This is a genomic window from Clostridium sp. 1001270J_160509_D11 (assembly GCF_015667935.1).
Lineage (GTDB): Bacteria > Bacillota > Clostridia > Peptostreptococcales > Peptostreptococcaceae > Intestinibacter.
In genome coordinates, this window is sequence record NZ_JADPET010000037.1 from 1 (window position 1) to 21275 (window position 21275).

Annotated in this window: 19 protein-coding genes and 1 riboswitch; of the genes, 5 read left to right on the top strand and 14 right to left on the bottom strand. The window is 29.2% G+C overall.

Annotation, left to right across the window (positions count from 1 at the left end):
* Positions 1 to 159: 159 nt before the first annotated feature.
* From I4U58_RS05390 to I4U58_RS05400, 3 genes are all read right to left on the bottom strand, one after another.
* Positions 160 to 1911: a DUF262 domain-containing HNH endonuclease family protein gene (locus I4U58_RS05390; protein ID WP_195930012.1), complete on the bottom strand. Its 1752-nt coding sequence runs from the start codon at positions 1909 to 1911 to the stop codon at positions 160 to 162.
* 225 nt (positions 1912 to 2136) lie between these two features.
* Positions 2137 to 4143, bottom strand: a complete 2007-nt coding sequence (locus I4U58_RS05395; RefSeq protein WP_195930013.1) for an ATP-binding protein — start codon at positions 4141 to 4143, stop codon at positions 2137 to 2139.
* Between the two features lie 104 nt (positions 4144 to 4247).
* Positions 4248 to 4970, bottom strand: coding sequence for a DNA methyltransferase (locus I4U58_RS05400; protein ID WP_347708164.1), 723 nt, complete (start codon positions 4968 to 4970; stop codon positions 4248 to 4250).
* Positions 4971 to 5417: 447 nt separating this feature from the next.
* Here I4U58_RS05400 and I4U58_RS05405 point away from each other — a divergent pair, with 447 nt between their 5' ends.
* Both I4U58_RS05405 and mgsA read left to right on the top strand, forming a co-directional pair.
* Complete coding sequence (locus I4U58_RS05405; protein ID WP_195930014.1) at positions 5418 to 6590, top strand: hypothetical protein; 1173 nt, start codon at positions 5418 to 5420, stop codon at positions 6588 to 6590.
* A gap of 451 nt (positions 6591 to 7041) precedes the next feature.
* Positions 7042 to 7443, top strand: coding sequence for a methylglyoxal synthase (gene mgsA, locus I4U58_RS05410; RefSeq protein ID WP_195930015.1), 402 nt, complete (start codon positions 7042 to 7044; stop codon positions 7441 to 7443).
* 132 nt (positions 7444 to 7575) lie between these two features.
* On the opposite strand, the gene I4U58_RS05415 is transcribed toward mgsA, so the two are convergent.
* The 4 genes from I4U58_RS05415 to cooS form a co-directional block, all read right to left on the bottom strand.
* A complete protein-coding gene (locus I4U58_RS05415; RefSeq protein WP_195930016.1) occupies positions 7576 to 8079 on the bottom strand; it encodes a GNAT family N-acetyltransferase in 504 nt (167 codons plus the stop codon).
* A gap of 220 nt (positions 8080 to 8299) precedes the next feature.
* Positions 8300 to 8752 (bottom strand): MarR family transcriptional regulator, encoded by a 453-nt coding sequence (locus I4U58_RS05420; protein ID WP_195930017.1) that lies wholly within the window; start codon positions 8750 to 8752, stop codon positions 8300 to 8302.
* Positions 8753 to 9248: 496 nt separating this feature from the next.
* On the bottom strand, positions 9249 to 11000 hold the full coding sequence (locus I4U58_RS05425) for an FAD-dependent oxidoreductase (RefSeq protein ID WP_195930018.1): 1752 nt from the start codon (positions 10998 to 11000) through the stop codon (positions 9249 to 9251).
* Positions 11001 to 11019: 19 nt separating this feature from the next.
* On the bottom strand, positions 11020 to 12909 hold the full coding sequence (gene cooS / locus I4U58_RS05430) for an anaerobic carbon-monoxide dehydrogenase catalytic subunit (protein WP_195930019.1): 1890 nt from the start codon (positions 12907 to 12909) through the stop codon (positions 11020 to 11022).
* A gap of 231 nt (positions 12910 to 13140) precedes the next feature.
* Here cooS and I4U58_RS05435 point away from each other — a divergent pair, with 231 nt between their 5' ends.
* Both I4U58_RS05435 and I4U58_RS05440 read left to right on the top strand, forming a co-directional pair.
* The gene (locus I4U58_RS05435) at positions 13141 to 13311 is read left to right on the top strand and encodes a 4Fe-4S binding protein (protein ID WP_195930020.1); all 171 of its coding nucleotides are present in this window, start codon (positions 13141 to 13143) and stop codon (positions 13309 to 13311) included.
* A 101-nt stretch (positions 13312 to 13412) separates the two neighbouring features.
* Positions 13413 to 13583 carry a 4Fe-4S binding protein gene (locus I4U58_RS05440; protein WP_195930021.1) on the top strand — a complete coding sequence of 57 codons (171 nt, stop codon included), beginning with the start codon at positions 13413 to 13415 and terminating at the stop codon, positions 13581 to 13583.
* 277 nt (positions 13584 to 13860) lie between these two features.
* On the opposite strand, the gene I4U58_RS05445 is transcribed toward I4U58_RS05440, so the two are convergent.
* Positions 13861 to 14487 carry a redox-sensing transcriptional repressor Rex gene (locus tag I4U58_RS05445; protein WP_195930022.1) on the bottom strand — a complete coding sequence of 209 codons (627 nt, stop codon included), beginning with the start codon at positions 14485 to 14487 and terminating at the stop codon, positions 13861 to 13863.
* A 138-nt stretch (positions 14488 to 14625) separates the two neighbouring features.
* Between I4U58_RS05445 and abc-f the strand changes: the two genes are divergently transcribed.
* Positions 14626 to 16542 (top strand): ribosomal protection-like ABC-F family protein, encoded by a 1917-nt coding sequence (gene abc-f / locus I4U58_RS05450; protein ID WP_195930023.1) that lies wholly within the window; start codon positions 14626 to 14628, stop codon positions 16540 to 16542.
* Positions 16543 to 16678: 136 nt separating this feature from the next.
* Here abc-f and I4U58_RS05455 read toward each other — a convergent pair whose 3' ends face one another.
* The 6 genes from I4U58_RS05455 to I4U58_RS05480 all read right to left on the bottom strand — a co-directional run bounded on the left by I4U58_RS05455 (position 16679) and on the right by I4U58_RS05480 (position 20932).
* On the bottom strand, positions 16679 to 17023 hold the full coding sequence (locus tag I4U58_RS05455) for a RidA family protein (protein ID WP_195930024.1): 345 nt from the start codon (positions 17021 to 17023) through the stop codon (positions 16679 to 16681).
* Between the two features lie 87 nt (positions 17024 to 17110).
* Positions 17111 to 18127, bottom strand: a complete 1017-nt coding sequence (gene tsaD / locus I4U58_RS05460) for a tRNA (adenosine(37)-N6)-threonylcarbamoyltransferase complex transferase subunit TsaD (protein ID WP_195930025.1) — start codon at positions 18125 to 18127, stop codon at positions 17111 to 17113.
* Between the two features lie 94 nt (positions 18128 to 18221).
* The gene (gene rimI / locus I4U58_RS05465) at positions 18222 to 18761 is read right to left on the bottom strand and encodes a ribosomal protein S18-alanine N-acetyltransferase (protein WP_330605477.1); all 540 of its coding nucleotides are present in this window, start codon (positions 18759 to 18761) and stop codon (positions 18222 to 18224) included.
* A gap of 80 nt (positions 18762 to 18841) precedes the next feature.
* Positions 18842 to 19576, bottom strand: a complete 735-nt coding sequence (tsaB, locus tag I4U58_RS05470) for a tRNA (adenosine(37)-N6)-threonylcarbamoyltransferase complex dimerization subunit type 1 TsaB (RefSeq protein ID WP_195930026.1) — start codon at positions 19574 to 19576, stop codon at positions 18842 to 18844.
* Complete coding sequence (gene tsaE / locus I4U58_RS05475; protein WP_207743829.1) at positions 19576 to 20046, bottom strand: tRNA (adenosine(37)-N6)-threonylcarbamoyltransferase complex ATPase subunit type 1 TsaE; 471 nt, start codon at positions 20044 to 20046, stop codon at positions 19576 to 19578. The genes tsaB and tsaE overlap by 1 nt, the downstream gene beginning before the upstream one ends.
* A 271-nt stretch (positions 20047 to 20317) precedes the next feature.
* A complete protein-coding gene (locus I4U58_RS05480; RefSeq protein WP_195930027.1) occupies positions 20318 to 20932 on the bottom strand; it encodes an ECF transporter S component in 615 nt (204 codons plus the stop codon).
* Positions 20933 to 21044: 112 nt separating this feature from the next.
* Positions 21045 to 21162: riboswitch (FMN riboswitch) on the bottom strand.
* Positions 21163 to 21275 lie beyond the last annotated feature (113 nt).

The window sequence follows — 21275 nt, forward strand, 5'->3', positions numbered from 1 at the left end:
TATAAATATGCTTAAAGACATATTTATAGTTATATAAAAATCCATAATATTTCTTATATGATATACTCCGTAAATATCTTATATTTTCTATATCTAAAGTATAAATAAAAATTTTTACTTTATCAATATTATAATATTTATACTGGAATCAAGTATCAATTAATCAAATATAATCTCTTCTAATATTGATACTAACCATTCACTTCTATAATCTATCTCTATTTTTCCCCATTTTTCACTTCTATAATATGGATGTTTTTCTAGAACACTATTTATTTGTTTTGTCCTAACTTTAGGCTTATTTCCAGATATCAGATAAGTCAGTGCACATTTTTCCTCATAATCAGTATATATATCTATCTTTTCTAAAAATGTATTATTTCCTAATTTATTATTATCATTTTTTTCTAGGTATGTAAAATTACCTAATTTATTTATTGTAATATTATAAAAATTATCATCCTTATACCATTCCTGTTTACCATAAAGTTGTTCATCCTGCCAACATTTTTCTTGTGGTAATATATGCTCTATTTCAAAAGTTTCATATTCATTAATTTTATCATTCATTCTATTACCAATTAAAGTTAATATACATCTTATCTTTTTTCTATCATTATAATTTTTTATATTAAAAACTTTATTTAAGATAGAATTTAAAGTAAGTTTTTTTAAATCTACTATGTTGTCCTTTAATATTTTTTTTGCATTATTTATATTATTGTCATTAATTGATTTTATTACATCAATGAATATTTTTGTTTGCTTATTCGGGTTTAAACCGGAAAAAATAAAACAAAAAGCAATTTTTTCTAATAACCCAATTATTTCTTCCCTTTGCTTTTCTTCCAAATTATATGCAGCTAAAAACACACCCGCAGACTGTTCATGTCCTAATTCTCTTATATTTAAAATACACTCATATCTTTTATAGTTATTAATGTATTCTATATAGTATTTTGCATTCTCCAATAAATCTTTTACTAAATTTAATACATCTTCTTTATTATTTAATTTAAGCTTAATAAACCAATTATATATATTTTTCTTGCTAAAATTACATGTAACATCTGCTTTTGATAGAATATAATGCCTTAAAAATTTATTTACATTTATTTTATATTTTCCCATTGTTCTAATAGTAGATGGTTCCAATAAACACTGTAATTTATACCATTCTTCTGCCAGTAGATCTAAAAATTTCTCATCTTCATTATATATCGTAAATAAATAGTCTTTTAGCATTTCCAGTGTTGTTAAGTTTACTCTACAATTATTAATAGTATTAAACTTTGTATGTGCCAGATGATCTGGTATATTATCTAATGTTATAGTAACATTCTCTAAAATATTATGTAAAAAATCTATTAACTCCTCATCTGAATACTTTCTTAGCTCTCTTTCTATTACATTATTTGCATTAATTAATTTATCATCAAAAATAGTTTTTATAGAATTTTTATCTATATCTATATTTTCCACTAGATTCTCATATATTTGGTTATCATTAAACATCGGACTTAAACTCAGTATTACAAACTTATTTCCATTTATATTTATATTAGAATATAATACTTTTTCTATTAATTTTATTTCATTTTTATATTTTTTTATATTTACATATAATCTTATCCTAATATTAGCTAATATCAAAGTCAATGTTGTTAAACGCTGAAATGAGTCATATATTTTTATACATTCTATTTTTCCATATTTTTGTGTTTGTATTGTATCCTTTACATAAGCTCCTTCATTAATATAAAGACCTTTTTTCCCATAAAGCTTAATATCTTGTATTAATTTTATAATCTCATCTTTACCCCACACATATTTTCTTTGCCCAGTATACAAAGCAAATATATTATCATTTACTAATAATTCCTTTATAGGCTTTTTGATGTACCTTAACATTTAATTTTCTCCTTTGTATTATGTTTCATTTTTTTAAATCACAATCTCAGTTGTTTCATTTCTTTTTTACTATAACACTTTTATATCTAATTTTCTATACTTTTTCTTATTTGCCACTTTTTACCTGATAAAATTCATACAAAAAGGCCTCACGCAATACTCCATTTATATTACATAAGGCCCTTAATATATAAAAACTTGACCAGTGATACATTAATCTAATCACTAAAAAAAATATATACTTTTATTAATATATAAATTAATAAATTCTTTAATACTATTTATTTCTGAATTTATTTCATAACTTGTAAACCTAATTACATTATAACCATTTAAAATCATATTTCTATCAAAATTATATTTATAAGTTTTTCTTATAGCATAACTATCATCATCAATTAGTATAACTAGTTTTTGTTTATTTGGCAAAATAAGAAGAAAATCCACACACATATTTTTTGTAAAATATTGTCTATTTATTCCTAGATCTATATACACATTAGGAAATAAGAAAAAATCTCTTCTTTTATCACAATAAAAATTGTCCATATAGAATTCATAAAATTTATTTTTTTCATATCTGTCTTCCTCTAAAGATTTTTTTATATTTTTATAAAACTCTTTTTCATTTATATTATTTCTTATACACCAGTATTCTATATCTATTTTTCTTATACCTAAATTGCCTATCCTTTCATTATATGTATAATAACCTTGAACATTATTTCCTACAATATCTAATATCTCATTTTGTTCTTTGATATTCATAGGTGCAAAAATTATAGGTCCATCTATATTTGAATTATATATCTTACCACCATTAATTATATCAGGATTAACTTCAAAAACTTTTCTTAATTTTTTATTTGTTAAATTAGAATCAGCATTCCATTCTTCTGTAGGTTCATCTATTTTTTTTTGTATTTCAATACTCTTTTCTATAAAATTTTGATTATTATTTTTTTTATTACAATCATTCATATTATTTACAATAATTTCAGGTATACATACAGTTCCATCTGGAAGTGTTATAACTGGAGGTTCTAAATCAACATTACCTCTAAGTACTCTTCTTAAATGACCATATATTTTTTTTACCCTTTTATTCAATAGTTCATAAAATTTAGAGTTAACATTTGTAGCTGATTTATTTAAATTAATTCCTAATACCATATCCCAATCACCATTAAGATTACTATATGCTCTAACTCTATTTAAAGATGGATGCTTTACAGTTCCTCCAATTGCTTGTGCTTTAATTATATTTAAACCATTCCTATCTATATAATATCCTTGATTTTTTTCATTTATCTTGACTAACTCCTCAGCTTTAGCCATTTTATCATTAATATTATCTTTCTTTAGTATTACAAATTCAATATCCATACTTGCATCTTTATTAGCAAACGGAAGTATTTCTTTTATATTCAATATATTTCTATATTTAAAATCTGCAGCAATACTTAATTTATTTTCTTTTAATAATTGCTGATCTTTTAAAAGTGGATGAATTGCTCTACATTTTTTTATCTTTTCCATTGTATTAGACTTTATGTAAATATAATTACCATTGGCTAAATAATTATGATATCTTATACAGAGATTATTATATAAATGTTCTATTTCTAAATGAAAATTTTGTTGTGATATCATATTTTTATATATATTTTTTAAGGATACTATAGTTCCTGTATCAATAGATATATCTAAAGCACTTTCTTCTTTAATATTATTTAATAATTCTATAAATTCCTCTGGCAAAGTGCATTCTTTTGATGGTGGTATAAATTTAGTATTTTTTATTTCTTCTATATCTATATAATTTTTAATCCAACCTGAACTATTATTAGTAAATATCTCGGTGTTCCTACTTAATGCCATACTAGCTATATTTATGCCTGCATGGAACTTTCCAATATCATCATATTGTTTTTCTACTATATCTCCATCTTCACCACCAAAACTCAAAGAATATTGTAGTGTTTTTTTATCCATTCCACAACCATCATCAATTATAAGAATGTCAATATGTGTTTCATTCTTATCTAAGACAATAATAATATTTGTTGCTTTGGCATCTATACTATTGTCGATAAATTCAGATAGAGAATTAGAAAAACTAAGCCCTAGTTCTGATATATTTTCAACACCTTTTGATTGTAAAAACGGTATTGCATCCTCACCCAAGCTTGTCTTTTTATTTTGTATTATCTGAGAATAATTTTTTTCCATTATTATATTTCCTCTTATCATATAAATTAGATTCTTTCATTTGATTATATAATCTTATTATTTGAGTTCAAGTTATCATATTTAACAATATTTGTCCACCCATATCATTCTATCTTATAAAAGATAAATAAATACTCATGCTCTATTAAATATAAATTTCTCTTTTTACAAATATCCTTCCATCTATCAGTAAATCTACAATTATTCTGTTTCTTTATTATAATTTCTTTCAATATAAATCCTTGTTGTAAAAAAATATTCATTACATTAAAACCCAATGGTTGTATAAATCCATTTTTTCTTGTATCACCTATCAATATACAGCAATATTTTTTATGCTTTAAAACTCTGTAACAACTCTTAGCTACCTCTTTCATTGCTTTAAAATATTCATCAAATTCTAATAAAGAAATGTCTTTTTCATTAGTCTTACTATATTTAATAATATTAGCATATGGTGGATGGGTACAAATTAAATCTATACTATCATCCTTAATAATAGATAAGTTTCTTGCATCACACTTTCCAATAAAAAATTCCTTATCTGTTTTAAATATTTTTATTTTTTCTTTACATAGATTTAGTGCATTGCTATTTATATCTAGCGCTACACACCTTCTATTTAATCTACATGCTTCTATTAGGGTTGTACCTCCACCTATAAACTGATCTAGAACTATATCTTTTTCCTTTGAATATCTAATTATTAAATTTTTAGGTACATGGGGACTCCAATTTCCTCTATATTTACCATCATGGTTCAACCACTTTCCTCGATTTGGGAAATCCCAAATTGTTGTATTTTCTATACTTTCAATAATAATCACCTCTGTTAGATTATTATCTTAAATTTTCTTATTTATACTAATAGTTGTTAATTGTTATCTATAAGCTAATATTCTTATTTTAATTATATACAAAAATAAGAATATATCTTTCTAATTTTCTTCAATCTTACTCAATCCAAAAACCAACCCCCACGACTTTAAATCCGAAAGTAAACCTCCAAAAACACCCTCTTTCCGCCAAAACTCAGTCACAAAAACCACTATTTGTATAAAATATCACACAATATTCCATCTAAATAAATCATATTTCTACTTCTTTATACAGTATTTATAGTATATAATTTAAGTAAGAAAACAAACATTCGATATTTTTGTAGAGACAAATCTATTTTACGGTAGATAACAATTTTCTCACCTTTGGCAATGGACACTTCTTTTTATTCTACCTAGTAATTTTCTAATTTTTAAAAGGAGGACTTTTATATTATGAGATTTAGTTTTTTTGGTTTTTCGCAGCGTGCAGCAATTGATTTAGGGTTAGATCCAGCGGATTTATTAATTCTTAGATGGTTTGTTGATTTTAGAAATTCTGGCAAAATGATTAGTAAAGAGATTGATGGCAAGATGTTTTATCTTGTTTCTTATAGTGCTGTTGCTGAGGACCTTACTATCCTTTATATGAAAAAAGATTCTGTTTATAGAAGATTTAAAAAAATGTGTGATAAAAATGTTTTAGAAAAACGAGTTATTAAAAGTAAAAAAACACTTGTTTATTTTAATACTGCCGAAAATTTTCCTAAGTTAGAAGACTTTTCTTTTGTAGAAAAATATATTAAAAATATGAAAAAGGAAAATAGTTATAATTATACTCCCGCTCAACTTAATGATGCTGAAGATACTTGCTTAGATGATAAAGCTATATCTTCTGATAATAACCATAATGCAGATATATGCGTAGATGATAACACTATCTGCTCTGATAATAACTGTGATGAAGTACCATGCTTAGATGATAAGGCTATATCTTCTGACAATAATCATAATACAGATATATGCCTAAATGATGCCACTATCTGTTCTGATAATAACTGTTCTGAAGATATATGTGTAGATAATGACGCTATAGCATCGGATAATAACCGTAATGAAGATAATCCTTATAATACTATTACTCAAATTAAACCTATAAAAATCAAATCTCAAGATATTAAACTTAATGAGATTAAAGATACAGAAGTTAGTCCTAAAAATACTAACCCTAAAACGATTAAATATGCGAAAGCTAAATCAAAAAAGTCTAAGCATAGTAAATCTAAATCTAAAAAAGCTAAATCAAAAAGTGCTAGACAAAACGTAATTAAATCCGAGAAAATTATAAATAAAAATATTAGTAGCTCCAAAATTACACCTGCTAATATTAAGAACTATGAAAATAAACCTAAAAAAGTTATATCACAAAAAACTCAGAAAGAAATTCAGTATGATGATAAATCTTCTAGCGATAAATCTCCGAATAATAGCTCTAATAATCCAAGTAATAATTTTTTTAATTTAAGACAACATCCTATATACTTAAAGCAAAAACTCATGCTTGAATTATTACATATTCTAGGTTTAAATCCAAAACCATCAATAAAAAACCAAACTCTACTGCTATAAAAATGACATGGAAAAAAATCAATACCCCATGGATTTAAATCAACATGGTACGGAAAAAATTCAACACCCCTCGGATTCAATTACAAACGGTACGGATGAGACACCGTACCTCCCGTATAGAAAACCGTACCCCTCGGATGAAACACCTGACCAAAAGATAAATCTATTATATTAATCTATTATATAAATCTATTAAATCAGACACACGCTGCTTGTGGATTTTGTATTATTGTTTAAATCAAGATTTCTGGATTATATGTCTCTCTCTTTTGATTTTCTAGAACCGCTTGAGATAGAGTTTATTCAAAATTCGCTTGTAGCAATTGGGGGGTAGTTTACAGGCAATGCCTTGAAATATTTTGTGCAGAATAATAATATTAACAGAAAATGTATTGCAGATTTTTGCTATTTTGTTTAATATTATTACAAAGCCAAAAATTAGGAGGTAATTATGCACAAAATTTTAAATGTCGCTTTAATTGCACATGACAAGAAAAAAGATACATTAGTTAGCTTTTGTATCGCTTATGAAGGCATATTAGCTAAATACGGTTTATATGCTACCGGGACAACTGGGAAAAGAATTATGGCTGAAACAAACTTGGACATACACAGACTTGCTTCTGGACCACTTGGTGGTGATCAGCAAATAGGTTCTTTAATTGTCAACAAGGATATCGACCTAGTAATTTTCTTAAGAGACCCATTAACTGCTCAAGCGCACGAGCCAGACATCCAAGCCTTAATCAGACTTTGTGATGTTTATAGCGTGCCAATTGCCACTAACTTAGCGTCTGCAGAAATCTTCATCAAAGCCTTAGATGAGGGTGAATTAAACTGGAGATTAGATTAAAAAAAAGAGTGTCCAAAATAATTTTAATTTATTTTGGATACTCTCCCTGGTTGTATTATTTTTAATACTTCCCTTTTCTAGATTTTATACAAATATTTTGATGACTTTCTATATTAAGTGAATATTTTTAAATTATAAAGTTTTTTCAAAGGCTACTCTTTTTCCGCCATCTTCTAAATAAATAATTCCACAGTATTTAAATCCGTTTTTCTTAAGAAGGTTTTGCATTGGTATGTTTTCTTCGTGAGTATCTACTTTTAAGCTATTTACTTTATTTTGTCTGCATACATCTTCTGCATATTTTATTATTTTGTGAGAAAGGCCTTTTCCTTTTTGAGTATTATCTACTGCTATTCTATGTATTACTCCGTAATCTCCGTTTGTAATCCATTTTCCATCAAGAATATTTTCATAAGATGTTTCTTTTGTAAATGAAATTACTGTTGTTGCGATTATATTTCCATTCTCCAACATTACATAGCTTTCCCCATTTTCTATATCATTATTTATAACTTCTTCATTTGGATAATTATTTTGCCATTGGTCAATATTTTGCTCTTTGAAATATGCTTGGGCTTGTTTTACTATATCCATTATTTTTGTTATGTCTGATTTTGTTGATTTTCTAAATTCCATTTTATTCTCCTTTTTATTTAATACATTCAATCTAGATATATTTTATATAGCTAGATTAACTATAAATTTATTACTCAGTTACACATTTATTTAAAAATAAAAATCCTTCTTTGATATTTTTATGTTTTAAATGACTTACATCAAAGTTGAAAATTTTAAATACTAGCTGTATACACAATCCTAATCCGAATGTAGTTATATATTTTCTTCATACTCTCACCTAGCCTTGATTTTTATACTCATGCCAATACTCTTCAATGTTTTCACTCATTTTTTTAATTAATTTTGTTGCCATTTCTTTTTCTTCTTTGCTAAAACCTTCAAAACTTATTTTTAACTGTTTAGCTTCTTCTTGCATTATAAAATCATATACTTTTAACGCATTTTCTGTCGGCGTTAATTTGTATCCTCTCTTATCCGATTCATCTTGTTCCTTGTTTATATATCCAAGTTCAATTAATTTTTGTACTGCTTTTGTAGTCGTCGTCTTATCAACTTTTAACATATTCGATAGCTCCACAAAATTTATACCTGGATTTTCACAAATCCTTGTTATAAATAAATATTGACCTTTTTTTAAATCGAATTGTTTATACTTCCAATCTGCTGTGGAATTTATTGCTCTTGATAATGCACCGACATATCTCAAAGTTTCATATTCTAAATTATTCATAATCTCACTCCTATTATATAAATATAGTTGAACTTTCAACTATTTTTATATAATAGTCCTTTTTAGTTGAAAGTTCAACTATTTTTTTACGAAATTTTTCATCCTTACAAAAAATACATCCACATAAAATGTATATATTTCCATATTTCAAACCATTATGGTTTTATTTCAAACCAAGTGAAAATTTTTTTGTATAATTTATAAATTTTTTTGTTTTTTCGCAAGTTTTTACAATTTTCTACATATCCTATAGGATATAATACTTTTTGTATTCCGAAATGACGAGGGTATGGAATTTAAGCAATTATTAAAAAGGTCATTAAAAAAATTATTAAAAGAGACTTGGTTGTGGGGACTATTATGGCTCAATAATTAAAAATGCCGCAAATCAATGATACATAATAAAAATCATTTCAACATGAAAAGAAGCATCCAGTTAAAACTGAAATGCTTCTTCCTTTTTTTATATTAAAAATTTAACCCCTAAGTTTTTGCCTTACCATTCAAATTGTCCATCTTCTTTAATTTTGAAAAAGTCAGAATATCCAAGGTCAAATACTCTTTCTTTTAAGTTTTCTACTTTTATTTTATCTTTTATAAGTTGAGTATAAACTCCAACATATGAGATGTCTCCTTGTGCTATGAAACCAGTCAGAACATTATCTTTTATTACTGCTTTTTTATAATTTTCACCATCTGTATATGTAAATACATCATAAGTGTCGTCTGCTGGCGTGATAAATCCTATTGAAACTGTAGGTATACCCATAAAGTTCATTGTGTTTTTAAACTCAAATGTATCGTCTATTGTGGCTTTTTTTCCTGCCATGTTTGTCGCTGCTACTTGTGCTTGTTTTGTGGCTAATGGCCAGATTCCTGTTCCTGTTATGTCACCCGCTGCGTATATATCTTGTTTATTTGTTTCACATTTTTCGTTTATTTTGATTCCTTTTTCTGTCTCAATTCCTGAACCTTTTACAATTTCTATATTAGATCTTACTCCTGTCGAAACTATCAACAAATCACAAGGAATTATTTCTCCATTTTTTATTCCAATGCCTTTTATATTTCCATCTTCGTCTAAAAATACTTCTGATGCCATGCAATTTTTAAGGATTTTTACTCCCTTTTGTTCAAACTTATCTTCATAAACTTTAGCTGCCCTAATATCAAGTTGTTTGTCTAAAATTCTATCTTCTGATGCGATTAATGTTAAAGTACCTACATTATCTAACTCAACTAATCCTGCTAATGCGTCCATTCCGACAAGACCTGCCCCCATAATTACAATACGTTTAGAGTATTTTGCTTTTTCTCTAATCATTACAGCATCTTCTATATTTCTAAGTGGGTATACATTTTTGGCATCTCTCAAATTTTTAATCGGAGGAATAAACGCATTGGCACCTGCTGTTATTAACAACTTGTCATAAGCCAACTCTTCTCCTTTTTTGTCTTTTTCATATTTAATTTTTTTGTTATCTGGGTCAATTGATTTTACTGTCGCTTTTTTTATCCAAGTTGCATCTTGCTTCTTTATAAAATCTTCGTCCACAAAATTAATTCCATCTATTGTTCTGTGTCCTGAAATTACATGGTGTAACATGCAACGAGAGTAAATTTTTTCGTCTTTTGATACTACAATAATTTTTGCGCTTTTGTCTAATTCTCTGATTGTCTTTACTGCAGTTATTCCAGCGATACTCGCACCTATTATCACATAAGTTTTTATATTTTCTTGTGAGGTTGTAGCTACATCTGATGATAATTCTACCTCCTCACTTTGTAATTCTAAAGCACCGCTTGGACAATTATACACACATAAAGGAATATCTTCCTCTTTGCACAAATCACATTTTATTATATCTTGTTTTGTTCTGTCGTCTGGTTTTAATATTCCATAAGGACAGCTCATCACACACATATAACATGATCCACATCGTTTCTCATCATAAGAAACAATCCCTGTTATAGAATCTTTTGTTATAGCTCCACTCATACATGTTGCAACACATTCTGGTTTGTCACAATGTCTACAAGTTAGTGGAACTGGACTCTCTTCATAATTTAGTTCTATGTGATTTCTACTTTCTGTATCTATATTGGATAAATCTATAAAATATTTATCTTTATTTACATCTATAAAGCTATCGAATTTATGTTTTTCGCTACAATTTCTAGTCATACAGGCTACTACACAACTTTTGCACCCCGTACACAAATCTTTATGAATTATTATTCTGCGCATTTGACCACATCCTTAAAAATTATTTTAAACCTAAGCCTTTTCTTCTATCTAATATCTCTGATTCTAATATTTCTGCTGATGCTACTGGGTCTGGGTTTATTATTACACTTCCTCCAGTTATGTCTTTTAGTCCTTCTGTAAGAACTTGTGTCACTAATGGTCCTCCTGTTACAAATGGTGGTAAAGCTAGGTGAAGTGGTAGTCCTAAAGCTAAACCGAATGCTCCATCTGCTAGTGCTTGCTCTTCTAACCATTGTGGTGCAGAAAGTGCTACTGGTAATTGTGGTATATCTACATTTAATGCCTCTGCCAATTCACTAACAACTATTTCGATTCTTCCTATTGCTAGACATGGTCCAAAGTTTAGTACTGGTGGTATATTTAATTTTTTACAGACTGCTTTTAAATTTTCGCCTGCTAATTCTTCTGCTCCAGGTGACATCAATCCTACGTTTTCTAGTCCACCTGTTGAACATCCTGCTGATAATACTAATATGTCTTTTTTGATTAATTCTTTTACTAATTCAACTGTATGAACATCATGTCCGCCCGCAGTCATGTTTGAACATCCGACTACACCGACAACACCTTTTATTGTTCCATCAGCGATTAAGTCTATTAATGGTTTCCAATTCCCACCTAAGAATTCTTTTAAGTTCTTTTCACTAACACCTGTTAGCGATTTATCATAACCGTGGTCTTTTGGTATATCTATTTCTACATTTCCTCTTCTCGCTTTATACGCTTCTACTGCTTCATTTATCAATCTGTGGTCTATTTCATCAAATTTATCTCTATCTAATTGGATTAATTCTGCATTTTTCTTTTTAGCAACATCATCTAAACAAATCATTTTTACTTGTAATTTGTCTGCTATTGGTTCAAGCCCTGGCAATGTGCAGTTAAATTCTGAAACTACCATATCTACTGCCCCTGTTGCTAAAACTGCCTCACTTGTGTAGTTATTTCCTGCATGCCCTGCAAATATTTCTTTGTAGTGTTCTCCTCTTAATTGTAAGTCTTGGCCTACACATGTACATCCTACTAATCTGAATCCTTTTGCTCCTACTGATTTAGCTACTTCTACTACTTCTGGTAATTTTATTTTTTCTTGGAAACTTGCGAATGTTGAATGTTGATGTCCTGTTACCATTATGTTTATATAGTCTTCATCAATTACTCTAAAGCCTACTGGAGCCATTCTTATTACTGGGTCTCCTAAAACTATATCATTTAATAAGTTTGTTAAAGTTAATCCATATAAACCTGTGCAAATTCCTAGTGATAGACAATGCATTAACATATCTACTGGGTCTGAGCTTAAGTTTGTAGATGATTTTACACATCCATCAAATACTTCTGATTTTGCTCCACCTGGCATGATTCCAAGCTCTTTCCATTTATCAACTCTCATATGGTAAGCTAGCTTTTCAACTAATTCCATTTTTTCATATCTCGGTTTGTATAAATCTTTTAGGATTGCATCTGCTATTTTTACGCATCTTTTGTGTGGGTCATCATCAAATATTCCTAATTCTTCGCCTAATATGTTTAGAGCTTTTTCACTTTTTATAACCCCATTGTGTTCTCCAACATGTTTTACATTTAATGCTGTATTTTCAACAACGTGTAGATAACATGCTGCCCCTGCTGATACTGCTCTCAAGAAGTTTCTCGCTACTATTGTATCTGCATCTGCTCCACATATTCCTCTTGGTGATTTTGGAGTTACTCTACATGGTCCGTTTGAACATAATCTACAACAGACACCTTGAAGTCCAAATCCACATTTTACTTTTTGGTCGATTGTTCTTTGAAATGCTGTTTCAAATTCTCCTGATTTTGATGCTACAAAGTTTTCTAGTTTTTTGTCTGCACTTTGACACATTTTACAAGTGTTACAATTCATATTTTTTACTCCCCCTTATTAATTATTTTTTAATTTATTTATACCATAATTTACCACTAATAAACACCTAATTTGTTAATTTTTTAATTTTTAAGTCAGTTTCAAAACTTAGAATACAAACTATATATTCAAAATCCTAACTATTTTTTGACCCAAATTCTTATTGTGATATAGAATAAACTTTGCTATAATTATAAGTGAAATTAAAATCATTATAAGGGGGATTTTAGTATGGCTTACAAAATAACAGACGATTGCGTTGCTTGTGGTTCATGTGCTGATGAATGTCCAAACGATGCTATAACTGCAGGGGACGACAAATACAGCATAAATGCTGACGAATGTTTAGATTGTGGATCATGTGCTGATGCCTGTCCAAACGATGCTATAGTTGAAGAATAATAGCAGAGAAGACTATCTGAGGGGTTTTCGACCTCGGATAGTTTTTTGTTGGGTTGTTTTTAATTTCAAAAATTTTGACATCAATTAAGGAGAATAAAGATATGGCTTACATAATAAGTGATGCTTGTATAAGCTGTGGTGCATGCGAATCAGAATGCCCTGTAGAATGTATATCAGCTGGAGATGACCAATACGTAATAGATGCAGATAGCTGCATAGAGTGTGGTTCTTGTGCTGACGTATGTCCTGTAGAAGCTCCAAGCGCTGAATAATTTGAACGTACTTTTTTATTTTTAATGAGAAGGCTAAGTGATTTTATCACTTAGCTTTTTTTAATATAATTCTAATGAAAGCGACTTTGTCTATTGATTTAAATTAACTTCATTTATGGTGGCAACGACTTTGTCCGTTACTTTAAGTTCACTTCGTTCATGGCGCCAACGCTTCCGTCCTTTGCCTTAGTTTTTTACAATAAAAAAGCTACATGAATCACGTACAAATTTCATGTAGCAGTTTATTATAATTTTTTATAAATGTAAAGTATCTCGATTACTCTTCTTTCATTAAGTATGATAATGTAAATAAACTTTCAGTTAAGTTTACATTTTCAACTATAATATCATCTGGTACTTTTAAGTCCATTGGCGCAAAGTTCCAAAGCCCTTTTACACCACATGCAACTAATCTATCAGCTAATTCTTGAGCTCCGTTTTTTGGAACACATAAAATACCTATATCTATTTTATTATCTTTTACGAAATCCTCAATACGATCTGAATCTAATATTTCAAAATCTCTTATCTTTAATCCAATTATTTTTGGATTAGCGTCAAATAATCCTTTTATTTCAAATCCAGCTTTTCTGAATCCAGAATAGTTAGCTATTGCTTGTCCTAAATTACCTGCTCCTATTAGAATTGCATTATATGGTCTGTCTAGCCCTAGAATTTTTCCGATTTCCGCATGAAGGGCTTCGATATTGTACCCATACCCTTGTTGTCCAAATCCACCAAAATTATTTAAATCTTGTCTTATTTGTGATGCCGTAAATCCTATTATTTCACTTAATTCTTTTGAAGATATTCTTTGTACGTCGTTATCAAGTAAGTCACCAAGATATCTGTAATACTTAGGTAGTCTTCTGATGACCGCCATTGATATGTTTTTACCTGCCATCGTCTCACCTCTTTTAATTTAATATTTTCATAACAATATAATTAAATAATACCATATTTTTTAAATAGTTTCATATATCCTTGATTATATTATATCAAAAGTTTATAATTTTAGGTAGTTTAAGGAGGTAGAAAACTTATGATCATTTTATCTTGCAATAATTTGAATAAAAGTTTTGGCGTAGATTCTATCCTTGAAAATGCTAGTTTTACTATAAATGAAGGCGATAAAGTCGGAATCGTTGGAGTTAACGGTACTGGAAAGACGACTTTATTCAAAATTATTTCCGGTGAATATGGATATGACAGTGGGGATATTTACACTTCTAAGGATTGTGAGATTGGTTATTTAGAGCAAAATACCAATTTTTATTCGGAAAATACTATATTAGAAGAGGTTCTTGAAGTATTCAGACCTCTTATCGAAATGGAAGAAAATCTTAGACAACTTGAAATCAAAATAGCTGAAGAAGGAAGTAAATCAGATTCTAAAATCTTAGATAAATTAATGGACGAGTACTCGCACAAAATGGAGCAATTTGCTGCAAATAACGGATACGGATATAAATCCGAGGCGAAAGGTGTTCTTATTGGTTTAGGATTTAAAGACAGTGACTTTGACAAGAAAGTTGATATTCTTTCTGGTGGGGAAAAAACAAGAGTACTTTTAGGTAAGTTACTTCTTAAAAAACCTACATTATTACTTCTAGACGAACCGACAAACCACCTTGATTCTGAGGCAATTGAGTGGTTAGAGTTCTTCTTAAAGCAATATAGAGGTACTGTTATGCTTATTTCCCATGATAGATATTTCCTAGACCAAGTGGTAAATAGAACTTTCGAAATCTACAACAAAAAACTTAAGACTTATAATGGTAATTACTCTGATTTTATAGAGCAATCTAAAGTCGAAAAAGAATTAGAACTTAAAAAATATGAAGACCAACAAAAAGAACTGAAAAAACAAGAAGAGTCTATCGAAAGGCTTAAGGCTTATGGTCGTGAAAAACATCTTAAAAGAGCTAGAAGTAAGGAAAAAGCTCTTGATAAGGTTGATGTTCTTGATAGACCTGAATTATACAGAAAGAAAGCAAAAATATCTTTTGACCCAGCTGTTGTCAGTGGTAATGATGTAATGCAAGTTAAGGATATTTCTATGGGATATGGCGATAGAATGTTATTCAAAGGCTTGAATTTCGAGATATATCGTGGGGAAAAAGTCGCTCTAATCGGGCCAAATGGAATAGGTAAATCGACTTTATTCAAAATAATAATGAATGAACTTACTCCTCTTTCTGGTGATGTGAAACTTGGTACAAATGTAAACGTGGCTTATTTCCACCAAGAGCAAAAAACTCTTGATTTAAATAATACAATTATTGATGAAATTTGGAAAGACAACACACATCTTACTCAAACTCAAATTAGATCTATGCTTGGTGCATTCTTATTTGAAAATGACGATGTATTTAAACAAATTTCTTCACTAAGTGGGGGCGAAAGAGCTAGAATAGCTATATTAAAATTAATCTTATCAAAAGCGAACTTCCTGCTTCTTGACGAACCGACAAACCACTTAGATATAGATTCAAAAGAAGTTTTAGAAGATGCCCTAAATGGCTATACTGGAACAATATTCACAATTTCACACGACAGATATTTCTTAAACACTGTAGTAGACAAAATCTTAGTATTAGATGAAAACGGAATTACTGAATATCTTGGTAACTATGACTATTACATGGCTAAAAAGAAAGAATCTGAAGAGATAAACGCTGTTGTTGAAGAAGAATCAGAAAAAACTAAAACTCAACTTAAAGAAGAAAAACGTCGTGAACGTGAAGAACGTGAAAGACAAAAGAAAAACAGAAACAAAATAGTTAATACAGAAAAAGAAATCGAGCAAATAGAAACTAAAATAAGTGAGCTTGATGAACTTCTTTGTTTAGAAGAAGTTTACTCTAATCCTGAACGTTCTAAAGAAGTTTCACAAGAGAAATCTAACTTAGAAGATAGACTTGCTGAACTTTATGAGCTTTGGGAAGAATTAATGTAATAACTTATTATTTAAATAAAAAAAGTTCTAGTTTACCTCATTTAAGTAGGTATCTAGAACTTTTTATTTTGTCTATTTAATCATATAGTCACTTTATTATATGAGCTTTTTTAATATTTAGAACTAATTTTAAATACTATTTTTTAGCTGCAACTATACTTATTTCAACTAATAAGTTTTCTCTAGCCATGTTAGCTTCTACACAAGCTCTTGCTGGCTCATTTCCGTTTTCTACCCAAGCATCCCAAACTGAGTTCATATCAGCGAATAATGCCATATCTTTTACGTATATAGTTGCTGATAATATGTGGTTTTTGTCAGAACCATATTGGTTTAATATTGCTTCAGCTTTAGCTAAAACTGCTGCAGTTTGTTCTTTCATATCACCTTCGTCGTTAGTTAATCCACTTAAGTAAAGAGTGTTGTTATGTTCAACTACTTTACTCATTCTTCCTGTTCCTTCAAATCTTTTGATTTCCATGATGTCTTCTCCTATTTTGTCATAATTTGTTTATATAATTCTAAAAATTGTTAGTTATTTATCGAACAAAATCTAGATTATATTTTATTAGTTAATGTCTATTTTTAAGTTTGGCACTGCGTTTAATGACATATCATCAATTTTTCCATTTATAAAATTATGATATCCTGCACACCCTATCATAGCTGCGTTGTCTGTGCATAAATCTAATCCTGGGAATTTTATTTCTATGCCTTTTTCGTTTGCCATTTGTGTTATCTTTTCTCTTAGTGCTGAGTTTGCAGCAACACCACCAGATAAGGCAATTGTTTTGTATCCTTTTTCTTCGGCTGCATTGACAGCTTTTGTAGATAATACTTCTACTACTGCCTCTTGGAAAGATGCAGCAACATCTTCTACTACTATCTCTTGTTTTTTCATTTTTTGAGCATTTAAATAATTTAATACTGCTGATTTTAATCCACTAAAACTAAAATCATATGAATCATCTAAGTATGCTCTTGGGAATTCTATTGCATGTTTGTTTCCTTGTTTTGCAAGCTTGTCTATTATTGGTCCACCTGGATATCCAAGCCCCATAGCTCTAGATATTTTATCAAATGCCTCACCAGATGCATCATCTCTAGTTCTTCCTAGGATTTCATAATTTTGATAATCTTTAACCTCAACTAAGTGAGTATGCCCTCCTGAAACTACTAAAGTTATAAATGGAGGTTTTAAATCTTTGTGTTGTATATAGTTTGCATTTATGTGACCTTGCATGTGGTTTACTCCAACTAGTGGAACACCAAGCGTAAACGCAAGTGCCTTAGCATAAGATAATCCTACTAAAAGAGCTCCAACTAATCCTGGTCCATAAGTTACTGCTATGTGGTCGATATCTTCTGCTTTTATTCCTGCTGTGTCTAGTGCCTCTTGATAAACTGCATCTATATTTTCAATGTGTTTTCTTGATGCAACTTCTGGAACTACACCACCGAACTTTTTATGTAATTCAATTTGTGTTGAAACTATATTTGCAAGTACTTCTCTTCCGTTTTTTAATACTGCAACTGCAGTCTCATCACAACTACTTTCTATCGATAAAGTTATTATATCCTTCATTGTTTCACCGCCTCATATTCTAGCTATTTATAATTTTGTATATTTGCGTTTATTAATTTTTTTATTTATATCATTCATTATGCAAATGTCATATTTATAATTCTGATAGCTGATTCCACATTATTATTGCGTCTTCTCTATCGCTATAATATTCTTTTCTGACTCCTGCCATTTTGAATCCATACTTTCTGTATAGATTTTGTGCAACTGTGTTTGAACTTCTAACTTCTAAAGTCATTGAAACTAATCCATGCTCTTTACAAAGTTTCACCATTTCAGCCACTAATCTATCACCTATTTTTTGTCCTCTATAATCGCTGTGTACTGCTACGTTTGTTATGTGACCTTCATCAACAACAAACCAAACGCCCACATACCCAACAATTACAGAATCCAACTCAGCCACAAGATATCTAGCTAAGTTGTTTTTTAGTTCATCCATTAGAGATTTTTTTGACCATGGATCATCAAAACAATTTACCTCTACTCTATGAACTCCATCTATATCGTCTTTTCTCATTGGTCTAATTATTAAGTTATTCATATTTAATTCTGTGCCCAGCCCCAAAATTGGGTTTAAATCCATATGTAAATCTTGATTTATATTATTTAGATTTTCTCGATTCTTTTCCATTTTGAAACCTCACTTTTCTCCAATATTATTAATTATTTTTGTAGACTAAATAGTATTTATATTTATATAGCCTTTATTAATTATTTTTGTTCTTGAAGTTTTCTTTCAGCTTCTAATTTTCTTTGTTTTTCTTCATATTGTTCTTCTGCTTGTGATTTTCTGATATATAGCGGATTTACTGTATAACAATCGAATATATCTTTTCCTTCATCAAATTTAACTTTCGCCACAGAACATAAACTTCCTGCTTTTGTCACGTTATTTGATGCTGCTGGAATTTCTATATTAGATATTTCTCTTATTTTGTCTTCGTATTTATAAACAGCTTCTCCAACTAATATCCATTGTTCACCGCTTTGTGCTAATTCTTCAAGAAGTTCGTCTATTTGTTGAATTCCGATTTCTTTTATTTCTACTAATTTTGTACCTTCATATTGGTATCTTCCTGTATAAACTTGATTTCTTTGTGCATCTAATATTGAGCATATTTTTTTATCACAAAGGTTCATATTTGCTGCTAAAGCCTCTAGTGAATTAACTCCTATCACTGGTATATCGTTAACATGAGCTATTGCCTTTGCTGTTGCCATACCAATTCTAAGCCCTGTGAAAGAACCTGGCCCTTCACAAACTGCAATCGCATCAATCTCACGCACATTTAAATCACTTAAACCTAGCATATTTTCTATCATTGGCATAAGTTTTTGTGAATGAGTTTTTTTAGTATTAATTGTATATTCACAAATTAATTTATTGTCTTCTATAACAGCTACACTTGCCGCCATAGATGATGTATCTATCCCTAAAATCTTCATTATTTAGTCAACTCCTCAACTATTTTTTCATATTCTTCGCCATAAGGAATAAGCGTCATCTCTCTTCCCATGTCTTTGTAGTTTAATTCTATTTTTAAGTATTCATCTGGTAGTATGTCCTCGATTATATTTGCCCATTCGATTATACATACACCGTCGCCATTTATGTATTCTTCAAATCCTATATCGTACATTTCCTCGCTACATCCAATTCTGTATACATCGAAATGATATAGTGGCATTTTTCCTTCGTATTGGTTCACTATTGTGAAAGTTGGACTTGTGATATAGTCATCTACTTCTAGTGCCTCTGCCAAACTTTGAGTCATTGTTGTTTTTCCTGCACCTAAATCACCGATTAAACAAACTATGCTCCCTGGCTTTAAAAGTTTACCTAACTTAAAACCAATCTCCCTAGTTTCTTGATCGTTATTTAAGTATATATTCTTTATCATCTGTGTGTTTTTCATATTTTCATCTCCGTATCTAATCTACTATTTAAACTATAAGGTGAAATTAATGTTATTTATTACACTCTACAGTTTAAATATAAACCAAATATTATTATATTATACTTTTTAGTAGTTTTATAGGCTTATACGTTATTTTTTCAATGTATAAGACTATATTTATTATAACCTAAAAAAAGTATGAGATATGTCGCTAGCCTTATACTTTTCATTAACTCGATGGAAACTAAAAAACCTGCCCTAACAAAAGGACAGGTTTATTTTTATAAATCTATTTAACTCTTAATATTCTTTCCATCTTTTTATATAATGGTAAAATTACCACTGTCATGATTGCACCTTTTAATATATTAAACGGTATTACTAACCAAATCATAAAAGTGAATAAATCTGTAACTCTGTGGTTTAATACTGTACCCATGCTTATTATTACATCCATTGGCATTACTAATCCGTATAATGGGAATACTATGTAATAATCTACTACTGCACCGACTATCGCCATAAGTATTGTTCCTAAAACACCACCGATTAATACATTTTTATAAGTTTTAGCTTTTCTACATATAAAGCATACCATTAATACATATGGTCCTGCGATTAATACGTTTGCTATTTCACCAACGCCTCCAGTTGTACTTCCTGAAACTGCTTGTAATAAGTTTTTGATTACGACTACTATAAAACCTGCAACAGGTCCCATTGATAATCCACCGAATACTGCTACTATATCTGATAAATCAAGTTTTAAAAATGATGGGAATATTGGTAATGGCACTTCTAAAAATCTTAAAAAATAAGATATAGCTGCCAAAATTCCTATCTGAGCTATCACTCTAGTAGACATTGTTCTTTTTGATTTGTGAGTATTTACACTTTGTTGCATAATACATAACCTCCAATAAAATAAATTATTATAGGTCAAATAAAAAAACTCGAGAGAATCTTCTTCTTCGAGTTTTATGAGTAATCATAATAAATAAATCTTTTAAATTTATAACTCTCTTCTTTCATCCAGACTCTACTGTCGGCTTTGGAATTTCACCAAATCAACTAATTAAATAGCTCGCGGGCTTTACCGCCGGTAGGGAATCTCACCCTGCCCCGAAGATTTTTTCTAGTTATTTTATTTTCCTATTCAATTATTATAATAATCAATAACAACGGTCTTCTCAAAGTCTCACCCCTAAAAGTTTATTTTTAGTATTATTGACCTTATTTAAAAAGTA